Below are 24,986 nucleotides of genomic sequence, written 5' to 3'. Positions count from 1 at the left end.
GGCGCAGGTGGTGCCGGGCAGATCGGCCAGCTCGCGCAGAGCCCGCACCGCGACGGGGTCGGGGCGCGCGGAACCACCGCCAGGCGTGAGAGCGGGGGTGAGGGCGCCGTCGTAGTCGCAGGCGATGAGGAGGCGGGGGGTACGGGCCAGAGCGGAGACCCGCCGCCGCACATCCACGGGCAGGGCCTCGGGGGTCGTGTCGCCGGTCCGGTCGGACAGGCCTGGGGCCGCTCCGGCCGCCTGGGTGAGCGTCACGTTGCCTCCTCCATCGGTCTTCGTTGACCTGGGGACGTCGGTGAGAAATGGGATTCCGCGCGCATGGTTCGGGCGCACACCGCAGTGGTGTGAAGACGGTAGAACCCAGGGCTTGTGGCGCGGGAGGGGCTTCAGGGGACTTGATGCAGACCTTGGGAACATTTGGTGTGAACACCGACAGACTGGACACGCAGTCGGCCGGGACAAGGTCGGGTCCTCAAGAAGCCAACGCGAGACTACCCGCGCGACACGGGTCACCGCGACACCTCGTCCGGGCGAATCAGGTCACGGTAGGGCGAATCTTGTTCTGGTCGTGAGACGGCCCCGCTCCCGGAGCGCAGTGGCGCGGGGGCGGGGCCGTCGGACGGCGGATACCGGCGTCGACCGGGACGGTCGGCGGGCTCAGGCGGGCTTGCGCAGGTGGTGCACCCACGCGGGCGGGAAGTTGGCCCACACGCGCTCGGAGCGGATTCCGTAGCGGTCGATCCAGTCCTGCACCAGCCAGCTCGTACGGGCCTGGCGCAGGTAGTCCTCGCGGCGCGCGATGACCGCCTTGACCTCCTTGGTGTACAGGTAGCCGTAGAAGGACAGCGTCCCGCCCGGCCGCAACACCGTGAAGTAGTGGTCGAGGATCTCGCCGACCTGCTCCGCCGTGAAGTTCGCGAACGGGAGCCCCGAGACGATCACGTCGTAGGTCTGGTCGGTGCCCATGTCGTTGACGAGCACGGCGTGCACCGTGGCGCGGTCGGCGATGGCGGACAGTTCGGGATCGCGCCCGAGCAGGTCCTCGACGTGGGCGGCGAACCGCGGGTTGGCCTCCACCAGGTCGGCGGTGTCCTTCGGCCGCATGGCGGCGGCGATGCCACGGGTGATCGCGCCGGTCCCGGCCCCTGCCTCCAGGATCCGCAGCGCTTGCTCGGGATCGGGGCGCTCGCGCACGTACTCGGCGAGGGCGTCGGCCAGTGCTCTGCTGCTCGGAACGACGGAACCGGTGGCGTGGAACGTCCGTACCGCCTGGGTGAAGAAGAGTTTGGTGTCGCGGAGGCGGTCGTCCAGCCTGAGGGCGGTGAGAGGTCCGGTGGGACTCTGGGGCTCGGCCATACCCGAACGCTAGCGTCTGGCGCGGGCGGACGGGAGGGATCGGCGTGAAGTCCCGGCGTACGCAACGCTGTGTTCACGCACGGACCGGCCGCGGGAGCGACCGCCCCGGGAGGGGCGGGAGTAGTCTGCCCCCATGAGCGATGCGGACACCACGCCCCGACCCGCCCCCCGGACCGCACTGGTCACCGGCGCCTCCACCGGCATCGGCGAGGAGTTCGCGCGCAGGCTGGCCCAGCGCGGGTACGCCCTGGTCCTCGTCGCCCGCCGAGCGGCCCTCCTCGACGAACTGGCCGAGGACATCCGGGACACCTACGGCACGGGCGTCGAGACGCTCCCCGCCGACCTCGGGTCCCGTGAGGGCGTGGCCGCCGTGGCCGGGCGCCTGTCCGCCGACGGCGAGGGCGGCGGCGCCCCCGTCGACCTCCTCGTCAACAACGCCGGGCGCGGGGACGGCGGCCCGTTCGCCGACCAGGACCCGGACGAGATCGACGCCATGCTCGACCTCAACGTGCGCGCCGTCCTCCAGTTGACCCGCGCCGTCCTGCCCGTCCAGATCGCCCGGCGCGCGGCGGGCGAGACCGCCAGGCTCGGTGTGATCAACGTGTCGTCGCTGGCAGGCGAGCCCCCGGTCAACCCCGGCGGCTCCGTCTACGGCGGGGGCAAGAAGTTCGTCACGTTGTGGAGCGAGAGCGTGGCCGCCGAGGTGCGCAAGCAGGGCGTGCACGTCACCGTGGTCCTGCCCGGCTTCGTCCGCACCGAGATGACCCGCGCGGTCCAGGAGAGGGGCCTGCCCGAATTCGCCTTCGTGCCCAAGCACCAGCTCGTGCGCGACTCCCTGCGGGCCTGGTCCGCCGGCCGGTCCCACGTCATCCCGGGCGCCCAGTACAAGACCGCCGACGGGGTCCTCAGGGTGCTGCCGCGCTCGGTCGTGCGCGCCCTGGCCCGACGGATGGCCTGAGTCCGCTCCGGAAGTTCGTGGACCGCATCGTGAGACATCCGCCTCCCGTTGCGGCGGCGGGCGCTCGGAGCGCCTAGGCTGGTAGCGCACTGTCGGTCGAGGAAAGACACCATGAAGACCTTCGAAGAGCTGTTCGCCGAGCTGTCCGAGAAGGCGCGCTCCCGCCCCGAGGGGTCCGGGACCGTCGCCCAGCTCGACGCCGGTGTCCATGCCATCGGCAAGAAGGTCGTGGAGGAGGCGGCGGAGGTCTGGATGGCCGCCGAGTACGAGTCCGACGACCAGGCGGCCGAAGAGATCTCGCAGCTCCTCTACCACCTCCAGGTTCTGATGCTGGCCCGTGGCCTTCGCCTCGAGGACGTCTACAAGCATCTCTAGCCGGTCTCCGGCACCGGCTCACCGGACGTCCCGCAACGCCAGAACCGACGAAGGAACCCGCAATGTCCGATCTGTTGCGCATCGCCGTGCCCAACAAGGGCCAACTGTCCGAACCCGCGGTCGAGATGCTGCGCGAAGCCGGGTACCGGCAGCGCAAGAGCACCCGTGACCTGGTCATGGTCGACCCCGACAACGACACCGAGTTCTTCTTCCTTCGCCCCAAGGACATCGCCGTCTACGTGGGCGAGGGCATCCTCCAGGCCGGGATCACCGGCCGCGACATGCTGCTCGACTCCGGCGCCGAGGTCGACGAGGTCCTCGCGCTGGGCTTCGGCGCCTCCACCTTCCGCTTCGCGGCCCCCAACGGCGCGAGCATGACCGTCGCCGACCTCAACGGCAAGCGGATCGCCACGTCCTTCGACGGCCTGCTCCGCTCCTACCTGGACGCGCACGGCGTCGACGCCCGGGTGATCCACCTGGACGGAGCCGTCGAGAGCTCCGTGCAGCTCGGTGTGGCCGACGCGGTCGCCGACGTGGTCTCCACCGGGACCACGCTGCGCCAGGCGGGCATGGAGACCTTCGGCGAGCCGATCCTGGTCTCCGAGGCGGTCGTGATCCGGCCGAGGGGCGCGGACGAGGAGCCCAAGATCGAACAGCTCCTGCGGCGTCTGCGCGGCGTCCTGGTCGCCCGCGACTACGTGATGATGGAGTACGACGTCCACGCCGAGCACCTGGAACCGGCCGTGGCGCTCACCCCGGGCATGGAGGGGCCGACGGTCTCCCCGCTGCACCGGGAGGGCTGGGTCGCGGTCCGCTCGATGGTGCCGCGCAAGGACGCCCAGCGGATCATGGACGACCTGTGGAAGCTCGGCGCCCGGGCCATCCTGGTCACCGACATCTACGCCTGCCGCCTCTGACCGTGCGGGCGTGCGCACGCGTGCGCGTGTCCGACGGGCCCCGCACCCGGGTCGAACCGCTCCCCGGTGCGGGGCCCGTTCCCGTCCACGGGCGGTCTCACTCCGGGACGACGGTGAGGGTGTACTCGTCCCCGGGCTCCCCGGAGGGCGTCTCGACGAACAGCACGCGCCGCTCCCCGTCCCACTCCGACGTCCAGTCCTCCGCGCCGTTGGATCCGTCCACGGACAGCGCGAATCCCGTCGGATAGGTGTCCTCGGGCAGGTAGAGCTCGGTAGGTCCGGACACGCCGTCGCGCACCGCGAACCGTACCGTGAGCCGCGCCGCGTCCGCGTCGTGCCCGATCTCCAGCGGACGCCCGGCGACCGCGCGCGGGTAGGCCCGGTTCATCGCGGCCACGAGCGGGCCCGGGGCGAGGTCCTCGTCCGCCCACGGCCCCCAGCCGTCGTGGTCGTTGGACCAGTACGCCCGGCCGGTGGCCATGCCCTCCGTCTCGGCCAGCATCCGCGCCACGTAGTCGAGCGCGCCCTCGCCGGAGAGGTCGAGCCCGAACTCGCCCAGGACGATCGGGGCCTCCAGCCGCTCGGCGGTGGTGCGCACGCTCCGCGACCACAGCTCGATGCTCGCCTCCACCGTCTGCCGCGAGTCGCCCGCGTACGGCTGGCCGAGGTCCATGGGCAGCGGGTAGGCGTGCGGCGCGTAGACGATCCGGGGTTCGCCCCGGCGCGGGTCGGTCAGGTGCGGGAGGGACGAGGGAAGGCCCCAGTTGACGCCCACGGCCTGTCCCTCCACGAAGAGCCAGGTGTCCTGGTCGACCTCGCGGATCCGCGCGGCGCACCGGCGGTACAGCTCGGCGAGCGGGCCGTTCTCGAAGTCGGGACCCTGGAGGCTGCCGCCGTAGGGCTCGTTCATGAGGTCGTAGCCGAGCACCGCCGGTTCGTCCGCGAAGCGCGCGGCGACGTGGGCCCAGGCGTCGGCGTACTCGTCCATCAGCTCAGGGCGGTCGCCGGCGGTGCCCCAGAAGTGGTCGAAGCTCCGTACCACCCCGGGCTCCAAGTACACCAGCTCCCACGTCTCCCGGGGCTCCACGGGCAGGCCGTCGGTGCGGGTCGCCCACTCCGGGGCGCCGTTGCCGGAGTGCCGTTCGGGGCTGGTGAACCGGCCGTACAGGTCCTGGTGCATGTCGAGCAGGACGTGGTAGCCCCGCTCGGCGTACCAGTCGACCCGCTCGGCGACCGCGTCCAGGTACGCCTCGTCGTAGGCGTCGTGCTCCGGTTCGAGGGCCTGCCACTGGAGGAGCAGCCGGACGAAGTTGGTGCCCATGAGGTCGTACTCGCGCTGGACCGCCTCCTCGGTGATCCACGGGAGGCGTTCCGGGTCGGACTTGGCCGAGCCGGAGGTGTTGAAGCCGTGGAGGAACAGGGCGCGTCCCCGCTCGTCGGTGATGTACCGGGTGGGTCCGGGTTCGTGCCGGGTGACGGTCGCGACGGCGGTGGACAGGAGCACGGTGAGCGCCACGAGCGCGGCCGTGAGGAGGCGGCGGGTGGGTCGACGTCGGACGTGGCGCGGCATCGGCACCGCCCTTTCGTGGGCTGGGGGCGAGGGGGTCTCGGGGTGGTGGATGAGACGTGGATCACTAGGATGCAAAAGGTGAATAAGATTCGCAATATCTGCGTCGCCGGTGCCGCCGCCGTCGCCGTGCTGCTCCCCTGCGTGCTCTTCGCCGACGCCGCGTTCACGGCCTGGCTCGGCGCACGCGCCGCCTGGCTCCTGCTGCCCTCCTCGTTCGGCGTCCCCTTCGCCTTCCCCCGCCTCGGCCCGGCGGCCGTCGGGCAGCCCCCGTGGCACGTCGCGACGGAACTCCTGGCCGTGCTGGTCCTGACCGCCGTGACGGCGTGGTGGACCCGCCGGGCGCTGCACCGGCGCCCCGGGGCCGGCTCCGCGCGGTTCCTGCTCTCCGTCTGGGCCGCGGTCCTGCTCGGACTGGTGGCCGCGGACGTCCTGCGCGCCTCCGCGGACGCCCTGGCCGCGGGGGCGGGTCCCGTGGCACTGTTCGCCTCCGCGCTCGCCGGAGCGCTCGGCGGTCTCCTGTGGGGCGCGTGCGCGGGCTGGGTCTGCGCGGTACCCGTCGTGGTCGTCCGACGGGCGGCGGCGGGCGCCGAGGCCCGGGCCGCGGCCGGGACCTGACCCGCGCGTGCGCGACGACGGGGTGGAGCGCGGTTCGCCCCACCCCGTGCGCCGGCGGCCTCAGGCCGCCAGACAGGCCGCCTCGGGCACGCCGCCCGCGCCGTCGTGGGTGCCGGTGAACCCGAACCCGGTGCTCTCACCGGGCGCGAGGGACCCGTTCCAGCCCAGGTCGGTGGCGGTGACCCGCGCGCCGTCGGTGGTGATGTCGGCGTTCCACCCCTGGTCGACGCGTTGGCCGTCGGAGTAGGTCCACGTCACGGTCCATCCGGAGAGCGCGGACCCGGCGGTGACCGTCACCGCCGCCTGGAAGCCGCCCGCCCAGGTGGACACGACCCGGTACTCGGCGGTGCAGTCCTCATCGGAGGGGGGACCGCTCGGCTCCTCGTCGGGACCGGTGGGCTCGTCCGTGGGCTGGGGGGCGTTCACCGCCATGTCGTAGGCGGCCTGGGGGACGAACCGGCCCGCGGGCGCGATGCAGCCGTCGGCCTCGCCCGGCAGCTTCGTCCACAGGAAGGCGTCGATCAGCGGGTGGCCCGTGTCGCTGGTGCTGGGACGGCCGATCATCCGGCCGGGCGGGTCGCACCACGCGCCGTCGGGCGCGGGGCCGTTGCCGTTGCGGCTGGTGTCGATCACCGCTCCGAGCCCGGGGACGCCGGTGGCGGCGATGACGGCCTCCGCGAAGGCGATCTCGTCCGCCGTCCGGTTGTAGTTGGAGGTGTTGGTGGCGATGCCGTGGGCGCTGTGGGCGATGTCCGCCCCGTTGAGCAGGTCGGCGGCCCTCTGGGGGGACAGCCACGCCGAGTGCCCGATGTCGAGGTACACCCGGGCCTCGGAGGACCCGGCCATGAGCGCCCGCCCCGCGTACGCCATCGAGTCGAGGAGTTCGGAGGGGTCACCGCACGAGCTCACCAGCGGCAGGGCGTCGGGCTCCACCACGACGGTGGCGGCACGGCCCTCCAGTCCGGCTGCCACCTCGTCCACCCAGGCGCGGTAGGAGTCGTGGTCGGGCGCCCCTCCGCCGCTGTGGCTGCCGCAGTCGCGCCCGGGGATGTTGTAGACGACGAGGATGGGCACTGTGCCCTGGGCGTCGGCGGCGCCGACCACCGCGTCGACCTCGGCGCGCACCTCGCCGGGGTTGTGCTGGGTGAACCAGGTGGCCTGGGCCACCGAGGCGATGCGGTCGCCGATGACATCGGCCCGGGGGTCGTCCGGGTTCTCCCGGACCCACACGGCCGCCGATGTGTCGGGGTTGACGTAGAACTCGGACCCGTCGGCCGAGACCGGCGCCGTGCCGAGCAGCGCGGCCACGGCGACCAGCGCGGAGGCGGAGCCCAGGGCGGCTCCGAGGGTTGGGCGTCTTCGGGACATGAGCCTTCCTTCGTTCGCGGACCCCCGTCGTGTGCCTCCGGTTCACCCCGCCTCAGACCCCGTGCGAGGAGTTGGGAGCGCTCCCATAGCGTGGTCAGGTTACCCTGTGGCGCACGTCGGGCCCAGGGGAGTAACGGAAGTCTTCCTCGGACGCGGCGCCCGGAGGGCACAATGTGGGCATGGAGCAGCGAAGACCGGAGCGCGCGGCGTACACCGTTCCCGAGGGAGAGACCGTCACCCTGGACCGGGTGACCGGTGAGACCGGCGGTGACCTGGTGCTGCGCCGGGTGGGCGCGCACTACGAGATCTACTCCAACGGCGTGTTCCTCATGGACACCCGGGACGGCACCTCCGAGCGCGAGATGGTGCGGACCGGCCTCGCCGCGCTGCCCCGGGGGCGTTCGCTCTCCCGCGTGCTCATCGGCGGCCTGGGCGTGGGTTTCTCCGCCCGGGAGGCCCTCGACCACCCCCGCGTGGCCAGGGTCGACGTGGTCGAGCTCGAACCGAGGGTCATCGCGTGGCACGACGGCGAACTCGGCGAGGCCGCGGGCTACGTCCACCGCGACCCCCGCTGCCGGGTGCACAACGCCGACATCGTCCGCTGGCTCGACGACGCGCGCGCCGCGCCCGACCCCCCGCGCTACGACGTCATCTGCCTGGACACCGACAACGGTCCCGACTGGACGGTCGTCGAGGGGAACGGCCGGCTGTACGAGGACGCCGGGCTGGAGGGGCTCGGCGAGCTGATGGCCCCGGGGGGCCTGCTGGCCTTCTGGAGCGCGAACGCCGCGCCCGCCTTCGAGCGGGCGCTGCGCGGGCGGTTCGCGTCGGTCGAGGTCGTCGAGGTGCCGGTGGCCCGGGGCGTGCCCGACGTCGTCTACCTGGCGCGCGGTCCGCACGGAGCGGCCTGAGAGGGCGGCCGGGGGCTCAGTCCTCGTTGCCGGCCATGTAGACGGTGAACTCCTCCAGGGTGATCAGCCCGTCGCCGTCCTGGTCCATCGCCTCGATCGCCCGCTGGGCCTGCTCCTCGGTACAGCTGTCCCCCATGCGGTGCATCAGGTCGGCGTACTCCTGGGCGGTGATGCGCCCGTCGCTGTCGGCGTCGACGAACGCGAAGGTCGCCGCGTACTCGTTGGTGTCGGGCATCTGCCTCGGCCTCGCGGGATTCGGGGTCTGGTCCGGCGCAAGGCTATCGGGGCGGGGCCGGTTCGGGAAGGCGGCGCGGCCGTGCGCCGCGGCGGCGGGCACGGCCGCGCCCGCCCGCGCGGTCCTCAGGCGTTCCGGGGATGGGTCGCCTTGCCGTCCAGCCAGAGCTCGGTCGAGGCATCCCGGTGGGCGCCGGTCGTGCCCACGTGCTTGGCGCTGATGCGCGGGCCCTTCTTGACGACGTGGACCAGGGCCATCGCGTGGCCGCGCCCCAGGCCGTGTTCGTCGGCGAGCCACTGGACGATCGTCCCCGCCTTGACCGACGGGTCGTCGTAACCCCTCTCCTTGGCACGGTCGACGAGCTCACGCGGGATCAGACCGGTCTTGTCCTCGATGGCGTCGAGATAGGCCTGGAACGACATGGGAACCTCCTGGGGTCGGGCAGGCTCCGATCGTGCCACCCGCCCACGACATTCCGCGGGGAAGGGCCCCGGCGGAGTCCGAGCGGCCCCGGCGCTCAGCCGCGGTCGCCGGACATGAAGCGGGCGAACTCCTCCAGGGAGATGCGGTCGTCTCCGTCGCCGTCCATGGCCCGCACGACCTCGGCCGCCCTCTCGTCCGTGCACGCGTCCCCCAGCCTCTCCATGAGCGACGCGAGTTCGCCGGCCGAGATGAGCCCGTCCCCGTCGGCGTCGACGAGGGCGAAGGTGGCGGTGTACTCCGTGGTCTCGGACATGTGCGTCCCTCTCTTCCCTGCGTGGGGGCTGGTCGCGGCTCGCGTCAGCGTATCGGTGCGCGCGTCCCAACGGAAAGGCAAGGGCACGCCACGCGGAGCAAACCGGAGGTCAAGGATCGTCACGCTTCGTGGTGATATGAATTCTCAGTGTCATTTCCCGGCGGGGCTCGGTGCGAATTGAGTCGGCTCCTTCATCTTTCGTTCATCTTTTCTCTTTTCCCTGATCAGTCGGACCGCCTTGCATGGGGAACGTGCTCGGCGGGACACGCCGGGCGGTCCCTGCACCGGGTCGGCGGTTCCCCCTGTCGGCCGCAAGCAACGAGTCAAGGATTTCCACGTGATCTCTAAGAAGTGGCTTCAGGTCGTCGGCGTGGCCGGAGCGGTTCCGTTCATCCTCACCGCCTGTGGCGGGAACGCCAGCGAGGAAGGCGGCACCGGCGAGGGCGGTTCGGACCTGTCCGGCACGATCTCGATCGACGGTTCGAGCACCGTCGGCCCCCTCTCCGAGGCCGCCGCCGAGCTGTTCATGGAGGCCAACCCCGACGTGCGGGTCTCCGTCGCCCAGTCCGGCACCGGCGGCGGGTTCGAGAAGTTCTGCAACGGCGAGACGGACATGAACGACGCCTCGCGTGAGATCGGCGAGGACGAGATCGCTGCCTGCGAGGGCAACGACATCGCGTTCGAGGACGTCCAGGTCGCCAACGACGCCCTGGCCATCGTGGTCAACCCCGAGAACCCGCTCGAGTGCATCACCATCGACCAGGCCAGCCAGATCTGGAACGAGGGCTCCACCGTCACCACGTGGGGCGACGTGGACGGCCTCGACGTCGGCGACCTCTCCGGCGAGGACATCACCCTCTACGGCCCCGGCTCCTCCTCCGGCACGTTCGACTACTTCACCGAGGCCATCAACGGTGAGGAGGGCGTGATCCGCAACGACTACACCGACATCGGCGAGGACGACCAGGCCGCCATCGTGGGCGTCGAGGGCGACGCGGGCGCCATGGCCTACATCCCCTACTCCTACTTCACCGAGGCCGGCGACGCCGTCAAGCCGCTGCAGATCGACAACGGCGAGGGCTGCGTCGAGCCGACCCTGGAGAACGTCCAGGACGGCTCCTACGCCCCCCTGGGCCGCGGGCTCTACGTCTACGCCAGTGACGTCGCCCTGGAGCGCCCGGAGGCCGTGGCGTTCATGAACTTCTACATCGAGAACCAGGCCGCGATCTCCGAGGCCGCCGGCTTCGTTCCGCTGACCGAGGAGCAGATGGCCGCGAGCACCGAGCAGATCGAGTCCCTCACCAACTGACCGCCCTCGATCTGAGAGCACTCCAGCCATGGCAGACAGCAACATGGCGACCCCTCCGGCCGGCGCTGACCAGCGCCGGCCGTTGGCGGGCGCCGGATCCTCCCACCTGGGCGAGCGGGGCGTCAAACTCTTCCTCGCCCTGTGCGCGGCCTTCTCCGTCCTCGTCACGACGGGCATCGTCATCGCCCTCGTGATCCCCACGGTGAGCTTCTTCGGACAGATCACCCTCTCCGAGTTCCTCTTCGGCACCGTCTGGCAGCCCGCGTTCGCGAACCCGTCCTTCGGTGTCCTGCCGATCGTCGTGGGCACGCTGATCGTCGTCGTGACCGCGCTCCTGGTCTCGGTCCCGATCGGCCTCGCCTCCGCGATCTACCTGTCCGAGTACGCCTCGCGGCGCGTGCGCAAGGTGATCAAGCCGGCTCTGGAGGTCCTGGAGGGCATCCCGACCGTCGCGATCGGCCTCTTCGCGTTCTTCTTCATGCGCCCGATCGCGGAGAGCCTGTTCCCGTTCTTCCCCTGGGACACCCCGTTCTCCATCGGTATCGCGGGTGTGGCCGTCGGCCTCCTCATCGTGCCGCTGGTCGCCTCCGTCGCCGAGGACGCGATGCGCTCGGTCCCCGGCGGGCTCCGCGAGGGCGCCTACGCGCTCGGGGCCAGCAGGATGCGGGTGACCCTGCGCGTGGTGTTCCCGGCCGCGATCTCCGGCATCATCGCCGGTGTCGTGCTCGGCACCTCCCGCGCGATCGGCGAGACGATGGTCGTCCTCATCGCCGCGGGCGCGGGCAACCCGAACCTGACCTTCAACTGGTTCGGCTCCGCCCAGACCATGACCGCCTACATCGGCGGCACCGCGACCGGCGACATCCCGCAGGGCACGGTCGTCTACGACACGATCTTCGCCGTCGGCACCCTGCTCTTCTCGATGACGCTGGTCATGAACATCATCGCGACCCGTCTGGTCCGCCGCTTCCGTGAGGTGTACGAGTAAATGGTCATCGACAAGGGAAAGCGGCCCCAGAGGTCGCGGTTGGCCGTCGCGGGAGCCCGGGCGGCCACCGAGAGCATCTTCACTCCGTCGTCGCCCGGCGACCGCGTGGCCAACGTGGTCTTCCGCGCCCTGCTGCTGCTCGGCATGGGCTTCGCCCTGCTCGGGCTGGTCGCGATCATCGTCTGGTCGTTCATCGAGGGCCTTCCCCGCCTGGACACCTCGCTGGTCACCGAGGGTCCGTCCACCCTCTTCCCGGAGAACGCCGGGTACCGGACCTCGATCCTCGGTACGCTGTGGGTGATCGGCGGCGTCGTGCTGTTCATCGTCCCCGTGGGCGTGGGCGCGGCGGTCTACCTGGAGGAGTACGCGGACAAGAGCCGCTGGTGGAACCGGGCCATCGAGGTGAACATCCAGAACCTCGCGGCCGTGCCGTCCATCGTGTTCGGCATCCTGGGTCTGGCGTTCATCGTGCGCGGACCGCTCAGCCTCGGGTTCGTCGCCGCCGCCGGTTCGCTCACCCTCTCCCTGCTGGTCCTGCCGACGGTCATCCTCGCCGCGCGCGAGGCGATCAAGGCCGTCCCGAACTCGACGCGTCTCGGTTCGCTCGGTCTCGGCGCCACCCAGTGGCAGACCATCTGGCACCACGTCCTGCCGGGCGCGCTGCCGGGCATCCTGACCGGGGTGATCCTCTCCGTCTCCCGCGCGATCGGTGAGTCCGCGCCGCTGCTGCTCGTCGGCGCCGTCACCTTCGTGACCTTCGACCCGACCTTCTTCGACGGGCAGTACTCGGTGCTGCCGGTCCAGATCTACAACTACGCGGGCCGCCCCCAGGACGAGTTCCGGGTGCTCGCCGCGGCCGGGACCATCCTCATGCTGGCGGTGCTGCTGTCGATGAACTCGTTCGCGATCTGGCTGCGCAACCACTACGAGAAGAAGAACGCGAGGTGACCGGGGTGCCGGAGAGCGCACCCCGGCGGGTCCCCGTGGTCGCCCACGGGCCCGGTCGTTCGGTCAGCCCCCCGTCCGGCACCGCCACGGCCGCGTCGGGTTCGTCCCGTTCCAGGAGGGCCGCGCGTGGAGTCTCCGTCGCACCCGGAGGGGCGGCCGACGCTGTTGGTGGGCGAGTCGGACCGGCACAGGGAGTCCGAGCTGCGGGTGCTCCTGGCCGGGGAGCCGATCGACGTCCTGTACTGCGAGGAGGCGCCCAAGGCGCTGCTGCTCCTCGGGCGGACCGCCCCGGACGCGGTGCTCCTCGGATCGATGGACGGTCCGATCGATCCGCTGGAGTTCCTCCGCATCGTCCGTAGCTCCGACCAGGGGCTGCCCGTGGTCGTGGGCGTACCGCCCGGGGACGCGCCGTACGCCGAGACGGCGCGGTCCCTCGGGGCGACGCGCACGGTGGAGCGGCCCTACCGCCCCGACACCCTGCTGCCCGCCCTGCGGACGCTCGTGCGGGGGCCGGGCCGCGGCCCCCGCGACGCGGGCGCCGTCGACCTGGGGAGGCTGCGAGTCGACGGCGAGGCCCCGGCGTTCCGGCTCGACGGAAGACTGGTGGCGCTGCCGCCCACGGAGTACCTGCTGCTCCGGCACCTGGCGCGCAACGTGGACACGGTGGTGTCCCGGCAGGAGTTGATCCGCGCCGCCTGGGCCGGAGACGAGCCGGTGCGCACCAACACGCTCAACGTGCACATCATGCGGCTGCGCAAGCGGTTGGGGGACGACCGGGCTCGGCCGCGGTGGATCAGCACGGTGCACGGGGTGGGGTACCGGCTGACCGTGCCGGACGGCGACGTGTGACGCGCTCACCCGCGCCGAGCCGGGCGACGTCTTCTCCGGGTGGTCCCCGCTCGGCCGACGGCCCGCGATCGTCTCCACCGGCATCCCCGGCATCCCCGGGTGGGGCGAGACGGGCGAGACCGCTCCCCGCGAGGCCCGACCGGCACGTCGCCGCACCCTCGCGGCGGGTCTCCCTTCCCCTCCCTTATGGCGTGCTTATCTCGGAGGGATAACAAGAGGGAGAACCTACGGAGAGAGAGCGATGTTCGACGATGTGATCGAGTGGTTCAGGGGTCTGTTCGGCGGAGCCGCCGAGGAGATGACCCAGGGGGTCTCCGAGACGCTGGGCGGTGCCGCCGAGTCGGCCGAGGCCTACGGTGAGGGGGCCGTGGGGGGCGCGACCGAGGCGGCCCAGGCCTACGGCGAGGACGCCCTCGGAGGAGCGGCCGAGACCGCGCAGGGGTTCCAGGACCAGGCCGACGCCGTCGGCGGGATCGTGGAGGATCCGGGCGGTGCGGCCGCCGACGCGGCCGCGGACCACCTGTACGGCGACAACCGCTGAGGTCCCGGCGGCACGAGCGCGGGGGCGCGCCCCACCAGAGAGGGCGGGTCGCCGCGCTCGGCCGCGGTCCGTGGGCGGGCGCGGGGCCCGCTCAGGGAGCGAGGGTGTCCAGGCGGTAGCCGATCCCGCGCACCGTGTGGATGAACCGCGGCTGGGACTCGGAGTCGCCGAGTTTGTGGCGCAGGCGTCGGATGTGCACGGCGATCGTGTTGTTCACCGGTGGCAGCGGCTTGTGCCACACCTCGGTCCACAGCTCCTCGCGGCTCACCACGCGCCCGCTGTTCCGCATGAGGAAGTCCATGATCCCGAACTCCCGCAGGGCCAGGTTGACCGGGTTGCCGTCCACGAACAGCCGGTGGCCCAGGGCGTCGAGCTCCAGCGCCCCCGAGCGGAGCGCGACGGGGTGCTGGACCCCGTTGATCGGCACCGGCGCGTCGCCCGCGGGCAGTGAACCGCGCAGCAGCGCGGAGAGCTCGGGGATCCGGTAGGGGCGGTTCACGCAGGCCGTCGCCCCGGCGGCCAGCGCCCGCATGGCGCGCTGGGAGTCGCCCGGCCCGACCCCGATGAGGATGGGGATGTCGGTCGCGCGGCGCGTGACCCGCACGAGCGTCTCCAGGTCGACCTCGGGGGGATTGGCGCTGGTGACGAGCGTGTCCGGTCGGATCATGCCGATCCGGAGCAGGGCCTCGGCCCCGTCCACGCAGACGGTGATGTCCATGTCGTGCCCGGTGAGCGACAGCACGAGCTGGTGGGACTGCTCCGACTCCGGTTCGATCAGCAGAACGCGCAGCGGCCCCTCCGACCGTTCGCCGCCGCGCTCCACCCGCTCCTCCTGGTCCGGCGAGCCCGAGGGCTGGGGGACCGAGGCGGAGGGGCTGAGCGCGGGCATGGGCGATCCACTTCGTCGAAGGGGAGTGAAGGACGGGGCGTGTCGCGCGTGGCCTACCCGAAGCGGCCGGAGATGTAGTCCTCGGTGCGCTTGTCGGAGGGCTTGCTGAAGATCGTGGCCGTCTCGTCGTACTCGACCAGGCTGCCGAACCGGTCGCCGTTCTCGTCGACGCCGGCGGTGAAGAACGCGGTCCGGTCGGAGACGCGGGCCGCCTGCTGCATGTTGTGGGTGACGATGACGATGGTGAACTCGTCGGCGAGCTCGTACATCAGGTCTTCGATCTTGAGGGTGGCGATGGGGTCGAGCGCCGAGCACGGCTCGTCCATCAGGATCACCTCGGGGTTGACCGCGATGGCGCGCGCGATGCACAGCCGCTGCTGCTGGCCGCCGGAGAGGGCGAACGCGCTCTGCTTGAGCTTGTCCTTGACCTCGTCCCACAGCGCGGCCTTGACCAGCGACTCCTCGACGATCTCGTCCAGGCCGCGGCGCACTCCCTTGATGCGGGGGCCGAAGGCGATGTTGTCGTAGATCGACTTGGGGAACGGGTTCGGCTTCTGGAAGACCATGCCGATCCGGCGGCGGACCTCGATCGGGTCGACGGCGGGGTCGTAGAGGTCCTCGCCGTGGTAGGTGACGTCGCCCTCGACACGGGCCCCGGGGATGAGGTCGTTCATCCGGTTGAGCGTGCGCAGAACGGTGCTCTTGCCGCAGCCGGAGGGGCCGATCATCGCGGTGATCTGACGCGGTCCGACCTTCATGTTCACATCGCGGACGGCCTTGTTGTCGCCGTAGTAGATGGACAGGCCGCTGACGTCGAAGACGGGCTCGTCGAGACCGGGAACCTCCCGGTTGTACCGGACGGTGTCGGGGGCGACGCCGCGGCCGGACTCGGCGCCGCGGGGAGTCGCGGTGTTGCTGACAGACATGGGGCCACTTCCGGATGGAGGTTACGCGGTCGATGAGGGGCGAATCCCGCGGAGCGCGGTCGTACCCATGCAAAGGTGTCCGGATGAAGCGGAGGTGAACGAACCTCGTGGCCAAAGTGAACGTGGGCGGTGGACTCCGGGCCCGGTGGATGTCACCCTTCCGCGGGGGACGCCGCGTGGGCGGGGCGACCACCGTCCGTGACCGCCCGGAAGGCGATGGTGTTGGTGACCTGGTGGGCGCGGTTGGTGAACGGGCGGGTGATCACGGGCGCCGCCCCGGCGCGACGGCGGTGGCGCCGCCGCCCCGGGGCGGCCGTCGGTCCGGTGAACGGGAGGGTCAGTCCTGGCCGTCGCTCTCGGTCCGGGGCCGGGCGTCGTCGTCCTGGGCGGTCTGCTCGGCGATCTTCGCGCGGACCTCGTCCATGTCCAGCTCCCGGGCCTGGCTGATCAGGCTGTCCAGGGCGTCGGCCGGGAGCGCCCCGGGCTCGTTGTAGATGACCGTCCGGTCGCGGACGACCATGAGCGTGGGGATGGACTGGATGTTGAACTCGTAGGCGAGTTCGCGCTCGGCCTCGGTGTCCACCTTGGCGTGCACGATGTCGGCGTGCTTGTCCGAGGACTTCTCGAACACCGGGGCGAACTGGCGGCAGGGACCGCACCAGTCGGCCCAGAAGTCGATGAGGACGAACTCGTTGTCCTTCAGGGTGTCGGCGAAGTTGTCCTTGGTGAGTTCGACGGTGGGCACGGGGTCTCCTGGAATCTGATCGTCGTCTGGTGTCGACCTGTGGCCAACTGCCATCCTCTTGCAGTGCTACAGCAGTGGTGTCCGCCTGTTTGTTCCACGGCTCCACGGGGTCCGCGGAGCCGCCGACGGGCGGTTTCCGACACAACACGCATTGCATACCTGTTTGGGAGGATGGGCGCGCTGGAGCTAGGGTCTGCTCAAGGGACACGGTCCCATTGTCGTGACCGGATCGCGAACTGTGGTCCGAACGGCGACATCGCGAGGTCCACGGGGGGACGGATGAGTGCCGACGCATCCGGGAAGGGCACCCCGGTCGACTACCGCTTCACCCTCGCCAACGAGCGCACCTTCCTCGCCTGGCTCCGGACCGCCCTGGCCCTCCTCGCCGGCGCCGTCGCGGTGCTGCACCTGCTGCCGCTCGACTGGAGCGGAGCCCAGCGCACGACGGTCGGCCTCACGCTCACGGTCCTGGCCGGTGTCATCACCGTGTACGCGCCGCTGCGCTGGTACCACGTGCAGAGGGTCATGAGCCGCGGACAGACCCTGCGGATGAGCCTGCTGCCGGTGGTGGCGACGTTCGCGGTCTTCGTGGTGTGCGCCGTGATCCTCTGGGGGAACCTGCGGTGACCGCCGCGGGTGACGAGGACCGGGACACGGGCCGTCAGCCCGAGCGGACGCTGCTGTCCTGGCAGCGCACCCTGATCCTGGTGGTCGTCGTGGGAGTCCTGTACCTGCGCGGGTCGTTGGTGGGCACGGAACCGGCCCTGCCGGTGGCGCCGCCGACCGTCCGGTTCGCGGTCCTGGTCTGCCTGCTCCTCATGTGCTGCGTCCTCGGACTGCACCTGTGGCACCGCTGGCGACGGACCGGGCGGGGCCTGCGCGAAGCGGTGACCGGTCGGCCGCCGGCCACCCTGGCCCGCCCGTGGGCGATGGGTCTGCTCAGCGTCGGCGTCCTCGGCCTCAGCGTCGTCCTCATGGTGCCGGTTCTCCTGGCCTGACCCTGGGGGCCGGGCCGCCGGGCACGGGTTCGGGGCCGTCCCGGGCGGGCGGGACGGGTGGAGCATGCCCTGAGCGGGCGGAGTGCGGGCGCCCGGTGGCCGTGTCCCTCCCTCCCACGGGAACGGGGGCACACCGGGGCCGTCGACGTCCGCCCCGCGTCAGGCGGGCGTGGGAACGGACCGGATCGATCGGCGGTGTTCGACGAGTGACTGGATGATGTCGTTGAGGTCGCGGGTCGGCTCGAAGCCGATCAGCCGGTGGGCCAGCGAGGTGTCGGGATAGCGGCGCTGCATGTCCTCGTACCCCTCGCCGTAGGCCTGCTCGTAGTCCACGTAGGTGATCGCGCTGGAGGACCCGGTCAGCGCGACCACGCGGTCGGCGAGCCCCTTGATCGACACCTCCTCGCGTCCGCCCAGGTTGACCGCGCGGTTGTGGGCCTCCGGCGTCTCCATCAGCCGGGTCATCGCGGGCACGACGTCGAAGACGGAGCCGAAGCAGCGCCGCTGCGTGCCCGTGCCGTACACGGTGATGGGCGCACCGGCCAGCGCCTGGTCGACGAAGCGCGGGACGACCATTCCGTACCGACCGGTCTGGCGCGGTCCGACCACGTTGAAGAACCGCGTGATGACGCACGGGACGCCGGACTCGACGCCGTGCACGTAGGCGACCAGCTCGTCCAGACCCTTGGCGGCCGCGTACGACCACCGGCTCTTGGTCGGCGACCCGTAGACGCGGTCGTCGTCCTCGGTGAGGCCGTCGGCGTCGTTCTTGCCGTACACCTCGCTCGTGGAGGCGACCATGTACGGCACCCGGTGCGCCACGGCGGCCTCCACCACGTTCTCCGTGCCGTGCAGGTTGGTGCGCAGCGACCGGAGCGGGCTGTCCACGATCGTGTGGACGCCGACCGCGGCGGCGAGGTGGTAGACGGTGTCGGACTCGGCGACGAGGGCGTCGACGAGGTCGCGGTCGAGGATGTCGCCGCGGACGAACCGGAAGCCCGGAGCCCGTTCGGCCTGGGAGAGGTTGTCGGCGGAACCGGTGGACAGGTCGTCCAGGACGGTGACCTCGTGGCCGCGGGCGACCAGGTGGTCGCACAGGTGCGAGCCGATGAACCCGGCGCCGCCGGTGACGAGGGTCTTCATTGTCTTCCTCCACTGTGGGTTGGTGCGCCCCGCGTTTCACGGGGCCATGGACACACGGGATCGGTGGGGTGGTCCGTGGAGCCGGGCGCGCGGCCCGGCCGGGGTCGTGCGGGCGCGGGGACGGTCGTGGCGCCGGGCGGCACGGCCGGAGGGGCGCCCGGCGGTTCAGGCGTGCTGGCGTAGGACGTGGAACGCCTCCGCGAGCGCGACCCCGGCCTGCATGCCCCGCAGGACGGCCAGGGCGCGCAGGGTCGTCGCTGAGCGGGTGTGCGGGTGGGGGTGGCTCTGCGACCCGTAGGTCGCCATCGCGTGGAGCTTGGCCGCCAGGTCCCTCTCGTCCAGTTCGACGAGGAGGGAGGGCGGGGCGACCGCGTCCGCGCGCCACTGGTCGGCGGCCTCCTCGTAGGCGAGGACCAGGCGGGGGTGGTGGCGGAGGGCGGCGTTGGAGGGGCGCAGCGCGGTGTGGGCGGCCTCGGCGACCGCCCGGTGGTCCTGGTTGTAGCTCGTGTGGTGCGGGGCGATCACGACCGAGGGGCGGAGGCGGGCGACGGAGATCGGGCTCTCGCTCTCGATCACCTGGGCGAGCCGGAGCCGGCCGACGAGGTCGAGCCGGAGGTGGTACTCGTCGCCGGGTAGCGCCATGTGCCAGTCGTCCCAGCGGAAGTGGTCGCGCACCTGCTTGATCTCGGCGAACCGCTCCTCGGCGGTGGAGAAGCCCTTCGGGGAGAGGTCGGCGGTGTCGCCGACCGTCATGAACTGCACGAAGACCTCGGCACCCGCGTCCTTGGCCTTGCTCATGAGACCACCGCAGCCAAGGGTCTCGTCGTCGGGGTGGGGTGCGAGGACCAGGATGCGCTCCTGGGACCAGTCCGTCTTCATGCCAGTTTCCCGTCCTTTACCGAGAGGGGCGTATGGGGGATTCCGGTCGGCCGGGGGCGGCGGAGGCGAGACCGGAGTGGGGAGCGGGACCCGTGGGCGGTGTGGTGGCCGCGTTGGTTGTGGTGGTCATGAGAGCGAGTCAGGGTTACGTGCGCGGTGTGAACCTCGGGGCGCACGAGGTGTGAGTGAGTGCAGGGGTGTCCGAATCACGGTCGGTCGAGCGGTGGGAGGGGCGGCGCCGCCGCTCCGGTCCACCGGCGGCCGGGGCGGACGGGTGGGTCAGCGGCTGGGTCCGTGGTCGCGCTCGTGGGGCGGAGTGTGGACGGATGTGTGGATTCGTCCCACTTTGTTGCGAACGCGTGTACGCATTCGGTGTGATTCTTCCCCTGAAGCAGCGCACTGTGGCGCCTGTGCTCGGTGTGGCCGTGGTGAGGCCAGATTCTCCATTGTGGCGAGTTGCCGTGAGTCGTGTCCGTTATGGGGTTCTTCCGTATTGCCGAGAAGGTCGTCCCTGTGGGATTCTCGGGATCTACTACGTGTATTCGGTTATGTCGAAGTGACCCTTCGAACTGATCCGGACACGGTTCTGATCCGGGCGCCGGGAAACGGTCGGCGAGGCCGAATCCGGCGCCCCCGCCGACCGCCGTTGCCGGAACACGGCTTCGCGACCGCCGCTCCGCGGCACCCGTGGCACGGTGATCGTGCCTGGTGGGTGCTGGTGCCATGGTGCCGGAGTTCGGGGGTTCGGGGTCCGATGCGGCCGAAGTGGTCGGTACGTCGCCGATCACGTCTGGCGTTCTCCTTGTCTCCTCGTGTCACCGTCCGCGAGGTTTTCCGGTGCTCCGGGCAGCCTCGAACAAACCGGAGGGGGACCGCCTCCGGCCGTCATCACAAATATCCTCTAATGGGTACCACCTCACGCAAGCCCGTGGATACGATTTGCGTGGCCTACATAGGACGCGAAGCCGGGTGAACCCATCCGAGTCGCAGGGCGTCAATCTAACACCGACTTTGCGGTTAATGTCGGTCCGAAAACCAGTGACTTCCGGAGGGTCCCAGGATTGTGCGTAGCGTACGTTTCATCGGAGGCCTGCTGGCGGGGTTGGTCGCCCTCGTCCTGGCAGCGGCACTGTTCGTCTACTGGTTCGACTTCGCGACGACCGCGGCCGACGCGGCCGGGGGCGGTGCGCTCGCCTACGTGTTCCTGTGGCTGGCGTTCGGCGCGAACCTCCTGTGGTGGAGCGCCGTAGGGATCCTGCGGCTGGGCGAGGGCTCGGTCCGGGCCGCGGTCGGGCGCGGTGCGCGCTCGCGGAGGCGGGAGGTGGCCAGGGGGGCCGAGCGCGAACGCGTTCTCGTCCTCGCCGGCGCCACCGAGTCCGGTGGCGCGGCGGTGGACACGATCGACCCGGCGGCGGAGGAGCCCGGGGCGGAGTCCGGGCGCGTCCCGGACGGCGCCGCGTCGGCCGGGCTGGCGGGGAAGGGCGACGGCACGGTGGCCCGGGACGGGTCCGAGGGGTCCGACGAGCCGCGTGACGTCCGCATCGCCGTCATCATCCCGGCGCACAACGAGGAGCCGGTGATCGGCGGCGCGATCGAGTCGGCACTGCGGCTCTTCGACCGCTGGGACGTGTACGTCGTCTCGGACTCGTCCAAGGACTCCACCGCCGAGATCGCGGCGCGGACCGGTGTGAACGTCCTCGAACTGCTCACCAACCGCGGCAAGGCGGGCGCCCTGGAGGCGGTGATCGAGGAGTTCGCCCTCACCGACGACTACGACGCCGTGCTCATCCTCGACGCCGACACCGAGCTGGACGCCGGGTACGTGGAGGGGGCCAAGCGGCAGCTCAGGGATCCGGACGTGGCGGCCGTCGCCGGGTTCGTGGTGTCGGAGTGGAAGCCGCGCGAGCGCACGTTCGCGGGCCGCCTGATCTCGGCCTACCGGGACCGGCTGTACTTCACGCTCCAGTACTTCATGCGGTTCGGGCAGACCTGGCGGCGCTCCAGCACGGCGTTCATCGTCCCGGGCTTCGCCAGCGTCTACCGCAGCAGTGCGCTGCGGGAGATCGAGGTCAACCCGAAGGGGCTGGTGATCGAGGACTTCAACATGACCTTCGAGCTCCAGCGCAAGCGCCTCGGCCGGATCTCCATGCGGCCCGACACCCGCGCCTACAGCCAGGACCCGTTCACCCTGCGGGACTACTCCAAGCAGGTGGGCCGGTGGACACTGGGGTTCTGGCAGACGATCCGCCGCCACGGGGTGTGGCCCAGCGCGTTCTGGCTGTTCCTGGCCCCGTACCTGCTGGAGGTCGTGCTGGTCTCCGCTGTGCTGTTGGCCACGTCGGCGCTCGGACTGTTCGTCCTGGTGGGGACGGTCGGCGGGGAACCGGTGCTGAGCATCCCGTTCTACGGGGAGGGCGTCACGGCGGTGACCGCGTTCCTGCCGCCGACGGCGCTGCTGGTCGGGCTGTTCGTTCCCGACTACGCGCTCACGTGCGTGATGGCGATGGTCCGGAGGCGGCCGTCCTACCTGATCTACGGGCTGTTCTTCCTGCCGATGCGGCTGATCGACGCCTACCTGTCGCTGCGCATGGTCCCCCGGGCGTGGACGGCCAGTTCCGACGGCCGGTGGCGCAGCCCCGTGCGGGTGTCGAACCGGTCCTGACCTGGTCCCGTGTGAGATCGCACCGCCTCGCCCACCCCGGCGCGGGGCGGTGCCGGGGAGCGTTTAGCCTCGGGGAGGAGCCCCGACCCTCCTCGGGGCGGCAGTCTGTGGATGGGGTGAGGTAGCGGTGGACAGCAGACGCGTGTCGTTCACGCTGTACCGGGTGCTGGCGTACGTGACCGGTGTGTTCCTGCTCGGCCTGACCTTCGTGGCCATGCCCGCGAAGTACCTGGTCGGCGAGGACGCGAGGTTCTCCCTGGTGCCCGCGCCGAGCGGTCTGGAGCACTGGTTCGGCCCCGAGTCGCCGCTGATGCTGTTCATCGCGATGCCGCACGGCTATGTGTACATGGCGTACGTTCTGGTGGTGCTGTGGGTGTCGCTCAACCGCCGCTGGGGTGCGGGGCGGACCCTGGGCGTGGTGCTGGCGGGCACCGTTCCCGTGCTCGGCTTCGTCGTCGAGCACCGGCTGGTCAAGGCCGAGCGCGCCGCCGACCGGGGGGCTCAGGAGCCCGCGCCGACCGCCTGACCCCGCTCCTCCTCCGTCTCCGAGGCCCGTTCCCGCTGGGAGCGGGCCTCTCTCACGTCGCGGCGCATCCGGATGATCCAGAACGCGATCGCGGAGACGCCGAACATCGCCCACTGGACGGCGTAGCTGAGGCTGCGCCAGTTGACGGTGATCTCGGTCGGGGGCTCCGGCGGGGGGACGGGGGTCAGCGACGCGGTGGCGGGGTCGTCCTCGGGAAGGGCGACGTACCCCTCGTAGAGGCGGTAGTCCCACTCGTTGACCAGGACCGAGGCGGCGATCCGCTCGACCTGGCCGTCCGGCGTGTCGACGGGGATGATGCCGTCGGGGGCGCTGTCGGGCGGCAGCAGCCATCCGGTCACGGTGACCTCGCCGCCGGGGGCGTCGGGGACGTCGGCGCCGTCCTCGGTCCAGCCCCGGTTGACGGTCAGGGCCACGTCGTCGTCGGTGACCAGGGGGACGATGACGTCGAAGCCCCGGACGCCGTCCTCGACGCGCGGGACCAGGAGTTGGGCGTCGGCGTCGTAGGTCCCGGTCGCCTCGACGGCGGTGTTGGCGAAGAGGCCCGGGTGCATGTAGGCGCCGGGTTCGATGAGGTCGTCGACGGGGGTGGCGTCGGCGAGGTCCTCGGCCGGGTTGGTGATGACGTCGCGGTCGGGCTCGATGGCGCGGACGGACTGCCAGTAGGTCCCGGCCGAGCACACGGTGACCGCCAGCACGACGAGGAGGTGCAGGCCGATCCAGCGAGGACTGAGCAGCGGTGATCTCACCCGAACAGGCTATGCGTGCCTCTCCGGGACCCGGTCATGACCCCGGATTGACACTGCCCGGACGGCCTTGGCCGCGAGGGGGGCGAGGAATGACGATCACTTTAAGTAGTTTCCAGTGACTGAGGGTTGTTATTCGAGGGTGGGGTGGGTAGTGTCTCTATCAACGCGGAACGACAGGATCGTTTCCGCGGGCAGACCTTCCAGGCCGCGACTCCAGGGGGGAGGAGTCGCAGGCCGTTTCCCAGAGCGAGGGTCGCCTCCGTACTTTGAGGGGGGATGCGGAGGCGATCCTCGCCACTCTTTCCCGGGGCGTTCCCGCAGATCAGCGGGGGCGCCCCGGTGCCGTGTGCGTGGCGTTCCGCGCCGCTGGCACACGTTCGGACACCGAGGGCGGCGTGTGGGGTCAGTGTGGTCGTGAGCGGAAGTCGGCCCAGAGGTCCACGGCCTGTTCCAGGCCGAGGGCGGCCACCTCCTCCGGGGGCATGCCGACGGTGTGGATCAGACGTTCGGCCAACCAGTCCGGGACGGGTTCTCTCGCGGGGGGCGATTCATGCGCCACCTTCTCCGCTGGTTTGCCGAGGTGCTCGATGACGACCGCGAGCTTCCGGGCGGTGGGGGTGTCCTTCGAAGCTGCCCGGACTCTCCGGGAGGCCTCGGCGTAGACCTGGGCGTCCGCTCGCGCTCCGACGGCCCAGACCTCGCAGATCTCCACACGTTTCTCGTCGGTGACGCGGTACACGACACGCCAGGTGTTGCGTCCGACGACCAGTTTGCGAAACCCCGTGAGTTCGCCGCCCAGGGGGTATCCGGCCTCTGGGTCCTCCTCTAGGAGAAGGACCTTCTTGAGGACCTTGGGCACAGCGTCCGGGCCGAGTCGCCGCAGATCGTCGAGGGCGGCGTCGGTGAAGGTGATCTCGGCCATCAGTCCTCGGGGAGTTCTTCGAGTGAGGCACGGCTGTGCCCGAAGGCGGCCAGTACGTCGTCCATGCGGGTACGTCGTCCACTGTCCGTGAGTTCCCGGGCCATGACCAGGGCGAGATCCCTCAGATCCGCTTCCGCCTGCTCCAGTTCCGCGAGTCGGGCGAACGCGACCACGGCCGCGACCGGTTCGTGCCGACGGGTCACGATGACCTCGGTGCCCTGTTCCGCGTCGTGGACGATACCCGCGACGCCACGTCTGGCCGCATCGGTGACGCTGATCTTCTGGGTGTGCTCAAGAATCGCCATGCCTCAACTGTATAGAAAACTATACAGATTGGCGACGGGTGCGCCTGTGCCGGGAACGGTTCAGACGCCCCGTCGCTGATACCCGTCGTGATACTTCCCGTGATACTGCCGTCCGAGTTTCGGGGTGTCCCGGGATGCCCCCGGATGTAGCTGGGGAGTTCCGCTACCCGTCCCCACCTGCGTCTGGTGGTACCTGGATGCTTCCAGTTCCCCTACTCACGCGGGATGCGGAGGCGATCCTCGCCACTCTTTCCCGGGGCGTTCCCGCAGATCAGCGGGGGCGCCCCGGTGTCGTGCGCGTGGCGTTCCGCGCCGCTGGCACACGTTCGGACACCGAGGGCGGCGTGTGGGGTCAGTGTGGTCGTGAGCGGAGGTCGGCCCAGTCGTCCACGGCCTGTTCCAGGCCGAGGGCGGCCACCTCCTCCGGGGCATGCCGACGGTGCGGGTCGAACGTGTGCGCGGCCCCGTGACCCCGCCGCCCGGAGGGATCCGTGTTCTGGATCCTCCCCTGGGCGGCGGGGCCTTCTGAGGACCCGGGGCGCCGTGTC

At 71.0% G+C, this 24,986-nt stretch carries 28 protein-coding genes and 1 pseudogene; 14 read left to right on the top strand and 15 right to left on the bottom strand.

Features of this window, described 5'->3' with window-relative positions; translation table 11 throughout:
• Positions 1-255, bottom strand: a pseudogene (locus tag ACIBFB_RS07945) (glycoside hydrolase family 15 protein); the annotation flags it as partial.
• 402 nt (positions 256-657) lie between these two features.
• Positions 658-1,356: a class I SAM-dependent methyltransferase gene (locus ACIBFB_RS07940; RefSeq protein ID WP_397227496.1), complete on the bottom strand. Its 699-nt coding sequence runs from the start codon at positions 1,354-1,356 to the stop codon at positions 658-660.
• Positions 1,357-1,489: 133 nt separating this feature from the next.
• Here ACIBFB_RS07940 and ACIBFB_RS07935 point away from each other — a divergent pair, with 133 nt between their 5' ends.
• The 3 genes from ACIBFB_RS07935 (at position 1,490) to hisG (ending at position 3,606) form a co-directional block, all read left to right on the top strand.
• Complete coding sequence (locus ACIBFB_RS07935; RefSeq protein WP_397227494.1) at positions 1,490-2,314, top strand: SDR family NAD(P)-dependent oxidoreductase; 825 nt, start codon at positions 1,490-1,492, stop codon at positions 2,312-2,314.
• Positions 2,315-2,425: 111 nt separating this feature from the next.
• Entirely contained in the window at positions 2,426-2,689 is a 264-nt protein-coding gene (locus ACIBFB_RS07930; protein WP_013156366.1) for a phosphoribosyl-ATP diphosphatase, read from the top strand.
• Between the two features lie 62 nt (positions 2,690-2,751).
• Positions 2,752-3,606: an ATP phosphoribosyltransferase gene (gene hisG, locus ACIBFB_RS07925; protein WP_397227491.1), complete on the top strand. Its 855-nt coding sequence runs from the start codon at positions 2,752-2,754 to the stop codon at positions 3,604-3,606.
• A 97-nt stretch (positions 3,607-3,703) separates the two neighbouring features.
• Here the strand turns inward: hisG and ACIBFB_RS07920 are convergent, their stop codons facing one another.
• Positions 3,704-5,176, bottom strand: coding sequence for a cellulase family glycosylhydrolase (locus ACIBFB_RS07920; RefSeq protein ID WP_397227489.1), 1,473 nt, complete (start codon positions 5,174-5,176; stop codon positions 3,704-3,706).
• 69 nt (positions 5,177-5,245) lie between these two features.
• On the opposite strand from ACIBFB_RS07920, the gene ACIBFB_RS07915 reads away from it, so the two are divergent.
• Positions 5,246-5,791, top strand: a complete 546-nt coding sequence (locus tag ACIBFB_RS07915) for a hypothetical protein (RefSeq protein ID WP_397227487.1) — start codon at positions 5,246-5,248, stop codon at positions 5,789-5,791.
• Between the two features lie 60 nt (positions 5,792-5,851).
• On the opposite strand, the gene ACIBFB_RS07910 is transcribed toward ACIBFB_RS07915, so the two are convergent.
• Positions 5,852-7,159, bottom strand: a complete 1,308-nt coding sequence (locus ACIBFB_RS07910) for a glycoside hydrolase family 6 protein (RefSeq protein ID WP_397227485.1) — start codon at positions 7,157-7,159, stop codon at positions 5,852-5,854.
• A 179-nt stretch (positions 7,160-7,338) separates the two neighbouring features.
• Between ACIBFB_RS07910 and ACIBFB_RS07905 the strand changes: the two genes are divergently transcribed.
• Positions 7,339-8,070: a spermidine synthase gene (locus ACIBFB_RS07905; RefSeq protein ID WP_397227483.1), complete on the top strand. Its 732-nt coding sequence runs from the start codon at positions 7,339-7,341 to the stop codon at positions 8,068-8,070.
• Positions 8,071-8,086: 16 nt separating this feature from the next.
• Here ACIBFB_RS07905 and ACIBFB_RS07900 read toward each other — a convergent pair whose 3' ends face one another.
• The 3 genes from ACIBFB_RS07900 to ACIBFB_RS07890 form a co-directional block, all read right to left on the bottom strand.
• Entirely contained in the window at positions 8,087-8,305 is a 219-nt protein-coding gene (locus tag ACIBFB_RS07900; RefSeq protein ID WP_397227481.1) for an EF-hand domain-containing protein, read from the bottom strand.
• Positions 8,306-8,430: 125 nt separating this feature from the next.
• The gene (locus ACIBFB_RS07895) at positions 8,431-8,727 is read right to left on the bottom strand and encodes a DUF4287 domain-containing protein (protein WP_397227479.1); all 297 of its coding nucleotides are present in this window, start codon (positions 8,725-8,727) and stop codon (positions 8,431-8,433) included.
• A gap of 95 nt (positions 8,728-8,822) precedes the next feature.
• Positions 8,823-9,041, bottom strand: coding sequence for an EF-hand domain-containing protein (locus ACIBFB_RS07890; protein ID WP_397227477.1), 219 nt, complete (start codon positions 9,039-9,041; stop codon positions 8,823-8,825).
• A gap of 337 nt (positions 9,042-9,378) precedes the next feature.
• Between ACIBFB_RS07890 and ACIBFB_RS07885 the strand changes: the two genes are divergently transcribed.
• From ACIBFB_RS07885 to ACIBFB_RS07865, 5 genes are all read left to right on the top strand, one after another.
• Positions 9,379-10,350 carry a PstS family phosphate ABC transporter substrate-binding protein gene (locus tag ACIBFB_RS07885; protein ID WP_397227475.1) on the top strand — a complete coding sequence of 324 codons (972 nt, stop codon included), beginning with the start codon at positions 9,379-9,381 and terminating at the stop codon, positions 10,348-10,350.
• Positions 10,351-10,378: 28 nt separating this feature from the next.
• Entirely contained in the window at positions 10,379-11,338 is a 960-nt protein-coding gene (gene pstC / locus ACIBFB_RS07880) for a phosphate ABC transporter permease subunit PstC (protein ID WP_397227473.1), read from the top strand.
• Positions 11,339-12,286: a phosphate ABC transporter permease PstA gene (gene pstA, locus ACIBFB_RS07875; RefSeq protein WP_397227471.1), complete on the top strand. Its 948-nt coding sequence runs from the start codon at positions 11,339-11,341 to the stop codon at positions 12,284-12,286. It begins immediately after the preceding gene.
• A 126-nt stretch (positions 12,287-12,412) separates the two neighbouring features.
• On the top strand, positions 12,413-13,135 hold the full coding sequence (locus tag ACIBFB_RS07870) for a response regulator transcription factor (protein WP_397227469.1): 723 nt from the start codon (positions 12,413-12,415) through the stop codon (positions 13,133-13,135).
• Between the two features lie 241 nt (positions 13,136-13,376).
• Complete coding sequence (locus ACIBFB_RS07865) at positions 13,377-13,676, top strand: hypothetical protein (protein WP_397227467.1); 300 nt, start codon at positions 13,377-13,379, stop codon at positions 13,674-13,676.
• A gap of 91 nt (positions 13,677-13,767) precedes the next feature.
• On the opposite strand, the gene ACIBFB_RS07860 is transcribed toward ACIBFB_RS07865, so the two are convergent.
• The 3 genes from ACIBFB_RS07860 to trxA all read right to left on the bottom strand — a co-directional run bounded on the left by ACIBFB_RS07860 (position 13,768) and on the right by trxA (position 16,236).
• Positions 13,768-14,565 (bottom strand): response regulator transcription factor, encoded by a 798-nt coding sequence (locus ACIBFB_RS07860; protein ID WP_397227465.1) that lies wholly within the window; start codon positions 14,563-14,565, stop codon positions 13,768-13,770.
• Positions 14,566-14,618: 53 nt separating this feature from the next.
• The gene (gene pstB, locus ACIBFB_RS07855) at positions 14,619-15,491 is read right to left on the bottom strand and encodes a phosphate ABC transporter ATP-binding protein PstB (RefSeq protein ID WP_397227463.1); all 873 of its coding nucleotides are present in this window, start codon (positions 15,489-15,491) and stop codon (positions 14,619-14,621) included.
• Positions 15,492-15,828: 337 nt separating this feature from the next.
• The gene (gene trxA / locus ACIBFB_RS07850) at positions 15,829-16,236 is read right to left on the bottom strand and encodes a thioredoxin (protein ID WP_397227461.1); all 408 of its coding nucleotides are present in this window, start codon (positions 16,234-16,236) and stop codon (positions 15,829-15,831) included.
• 279 nt (positions 16,237-16,515) lie between these two features.
• Between trxA and ACIBFB_RS07845 the strand changes: the two genes are divergently transcribed.
• Positions 16,516-16,863, top strand: coding sequence for a DUF202 domain-containing protein (locus ACIBFB_RS07845; protein ID WP_397227459.1), 348 nt, complete (start codon positions 16,516-16,518; stop codon positions 16,861-16,863).
• Positions 16,860-17,234: a DUF202 domain-containing protein gene (locus tag ACIBFB_RS07840; protein WP_397227457.1), complete on the top strand. Its 375-nt coding sequence runs from the start codon at positions 16,860-16,862 to the stop codon at positions 17,232-17,234. The genes ACIBFB_RS07845 and ACIBFB_RS07840 overlap by 4 nt, the downstream gene beginning before the upstream one ends.
• A 159-nt stretch (positions 17,235-17,393) precedes the next feature.
• Here the strand turns inward: ACIBFB_RS07840 and ACIBFB_RS07835 are convergent, their stop codons facing one another.
• Complete coding sequence (locus ACIBFB_RS07835; protein WP_397227455.1) at positions 17,394-18,377, bottom strand: NAD-dependent epimerase/dehydratase family protein; 984 nt, start codon at positions 18,375-18,377, stop codon at positions 17,394-17,396.
• Positions 18,378-18,542: 165 nt separating this feature from the next.
• A complete protein-coding gene (locus tag ACIBFB_RS07830; protein WP_397227453.1) occupies positions 18,543-19,256 on the bottom strand; it encodes a PIG-L deacetylase family protein in 714 nt (237 codons plus the stop codon).
• Between the two features lie 1,063 nt (positions 19,257-20,319).
• On the opposite strand from ACIBFB_RS07830, the gene ACIBFB_RS07825 reads away from it, so the two are divergent.
• Entirely contained in the window at positions 20,320-21,918 is a 1,599-nt protein-coding gene (locus ACIBFB_RS07825) for a glycosyltransferase (protein ID WP_397227451.1), read from the top strand.
• Positions 21,919-22,045: 127 nt separating this feature from the next.
• On the top strand, positions 22,046-22,444 hold the full coding sequence (locus tag ACIBFB_RS07820) for a DUF3817 domain-containing protein (RefSeq protein ID WP_397227449.1): 399 nt from the start codon (positions 22,046-22,048) through the stop codon (positions 22,442-22,444).
• Here ACIBFB_RS07820 and ACIBFB_RS07815 read toward each other — a convergent pair.
• The 3 genes from ACIBFB_RS07815 to ACIBFB_RS07805 all read right to left on the bottom strand — a co-directional run bounded on the left by ACIBFB_RS07815 (position 22,420) and on the right by ACIBFB_RS07805 (position 24,438).
• Positions 22,420-23,211, bottom strand: coding sequence for an SURF1 family protein (locus ACIBFB_RS07815; protein WP_397227447.1), 792 nt, complete (start codon positions 23,209-23,211; stop codon positions 22,420-22,422). The two genes, ACIBFB_RS07820 and ACIBFB_RS07815, sit on opposite strands and share 25 nt — an antisense overlap.
• Before the next feature lie 403 nt (positions 23,212-23,614).
• The gene (locus ACIBFB_RS07810) at positions 23,615-24,133 is read right to left on the bottom strand and encodes a type II toxin-antitoxin system RelE/ParE family toxin (RefSeq protein WP_397227445.1); all 519 of its coding nucleotides are present in this window, start codon (positions 24,131-24,133) and stop codon (positions 23,615-23,617) included.
• Positions 24,133-24,438 (bottom strand): prevent-host-death family protein, encoded by a 306-nt coding sequence (locus ACIBFB_RS07805; RefSeq protein ID WP_397227443.1) that lies wholly within the window; start codon positions 24,436-24,438, stop codon positions 24,133-24,135. Before ACIBFB_RS07805 ends, ACIBFB_RS07810 begins: the two co-directional genes overlap by 1 nt.
• Between the last annotated feature and the right edge of the window lie 548 nt (positions 24,439-24,986).

It is taken from the genome of Nocardiopsis sp. NPDC050513 (assembly GCF_044457925.1).
In the GTDB taxonomy this organism is placed as follows: domain Bacteria; phylum Actinomycetota; class Actinomycetes; order Streptosporangiales; family Streptosporangiaceae; genus Nocardiopsis.
Note: the sequence above shows the minus strand (reverse complement) of the source record. Positions and strands in the feature narration are given on the sequence as shown.

Excerpts from the sequence above, each read along its gene's own strand:
- ACIBFB_RS07940 (WP_397227496.1), bottom strand. The coding sequence starts at position 1,356 with ATGGCCGAGCCCCAGAGTCCCACCGGACCTCTCACCGCCCTCAGGCTG.
- ACIBFB_RS07935 (WP_397227494.1), top strand. The coding sequence starts at position 1,490 with ATGAGCGATGCGGACACCACGCCCCGACCCGCCCCCCGGACCGCACTG.
- ACIBFB_RS07930 (WP_013156366.1), top strand. The coding sequence starts at position 2,426 with ATGAAGACCTTCGAAGAGCTGTTCGCCGAGCTGTCCGAGAAGGCGCGC.
- hisG (WP_397227491.1), top strand. The coding sequence starts at position 2,752 with ATGTCCGATCTGTTGCGCATCGCCGTGCCCAACAAGGGCCAACTGTCC.
- ACIBFB_RS07920 (WP_397227489.1), bottom strand. The coding sequence starts at position 5,176 with ATGCCGCGCCACGTCCGACGTCGACCCACCCGCCGCCTCCTCACGGCC.
- ACIBFB_RS07915 (WP_397227487.1), top strand. The coding sequence starts at position 5,246 with ATGCAAAAGGTGAATAAGATTCGCAATATCTGCGTCGCCGGTGCCGCC.
- ACIBFB_RS07910 (WP_397227485.1), bottom strand. The coding sequence starts at position 7,159 with ATGTCCCGAAGACGCCCAACCCTCGGAGCCGCCCTGGGCTCCGCCTCC.
- ACIBFB_RS07905 (WP_397227483.1), top strand. The coding sequence starts at position 7,339 with ATGGAGCAGCGAAGACCGGAGCGCGCGGCGTACACCGTTCCCGAGGGA.
- ACIBFB_RS07900 (WP_397227481.1), bottom strand. The coding sequence starts at position 8,305 with ATGCCCGACACCAACGAGTACGCGGCGACCTTCGCGTTCGTCGACGCC.
- ACIBFB_RS07895 (WP_397227479.1), bottom strand. The coding sequence starts at position 8,727 with ATGTCGTTCCAGGCCTATCTCGACGCCATCGAGGACAAGACCGGTCTG.
- ACIBFB_RS07890 (WP_397227477.1), bottom strand. The coding sequence starts at position 9,041 with ATGTCCGAGACCACGGAGTACACCGCCACCTTCGCCCTCGTCGACGCC.
- pstC (WP_397227473.1), top strand. The coding sequence starts at position 10,379 with ATGGCAGACAGCAACATGGCGACCCCTCCGGCCGGCGCTGACCAGCGC.
- pstA (WP_397227471.1), top strand. The coding sequence starts at position 11,339 with ATGGTCATCGACAAGGGAAAGCGGCCCCAGAGGTCGCGGTTGGCCGTC.
- ACIBFB_RS07865 (WP_397227467.1), top strand. The coding sequence starts at position 13,377 with ATGTTCGACGATGTGATCGAGTGGTTCAGGGGTCTGTTCGGCGGAGCC.
- ACIBFB_RS07860 (WP_397227465.1), bottom strand. The coding sequence starts at position 14,565 with ATGCCCGCGCTCAGCCCCTCCGCCTCGGTCCCCCAGCCCTCGGGCTCG.
- pstB (WP_397227463.1), bottom strand. The coding sequence starts at position 15,491 with ATGTCTGTCAGCAACACCGCGACTCCCCGCGGCGCCGAGTCCGGCCGC.
- ACIBFB_RS07845 (WP_397227459.1), top strand. The coding sequence starts at position 16,516 with ATGAGTGCCGACGCATCCGGGAAGGGCACCCCGGTCGACTACCGCTTC.
- ACIBFB_RS07835 (WP_397227455.1), bottom strand. The coding sequence starts at position 18,377 with ATGAAGACCCTCGTCACCGGCGGCGCCGGGTTCATCGGCTCGCACCTG.
- ACIBFB_RS07830 (WP_397227453.1), bottom strand. The coding sequence starts at position 19,256 with ATGAAGACGGACTGGTCCCAGGAGCGCATCCTGGTCCTCGCACCCCAC.
- ACIBFB_RS07810 (WP_397227445.1), bottom strand. The coding sequence starts at position 24,133 with ATGGCCGAGATCACCTTCACCGACGCCGCCCTCGACGATCTGCGGCGA.
- ACIBFB_RS07805 (WP_397227443.1), bottom strand. The coding sequence starts at position 24,438 with ATGGCGATTCTTGAGCACACCCAGAAGATCAGCGTCACCGATGCGGCC.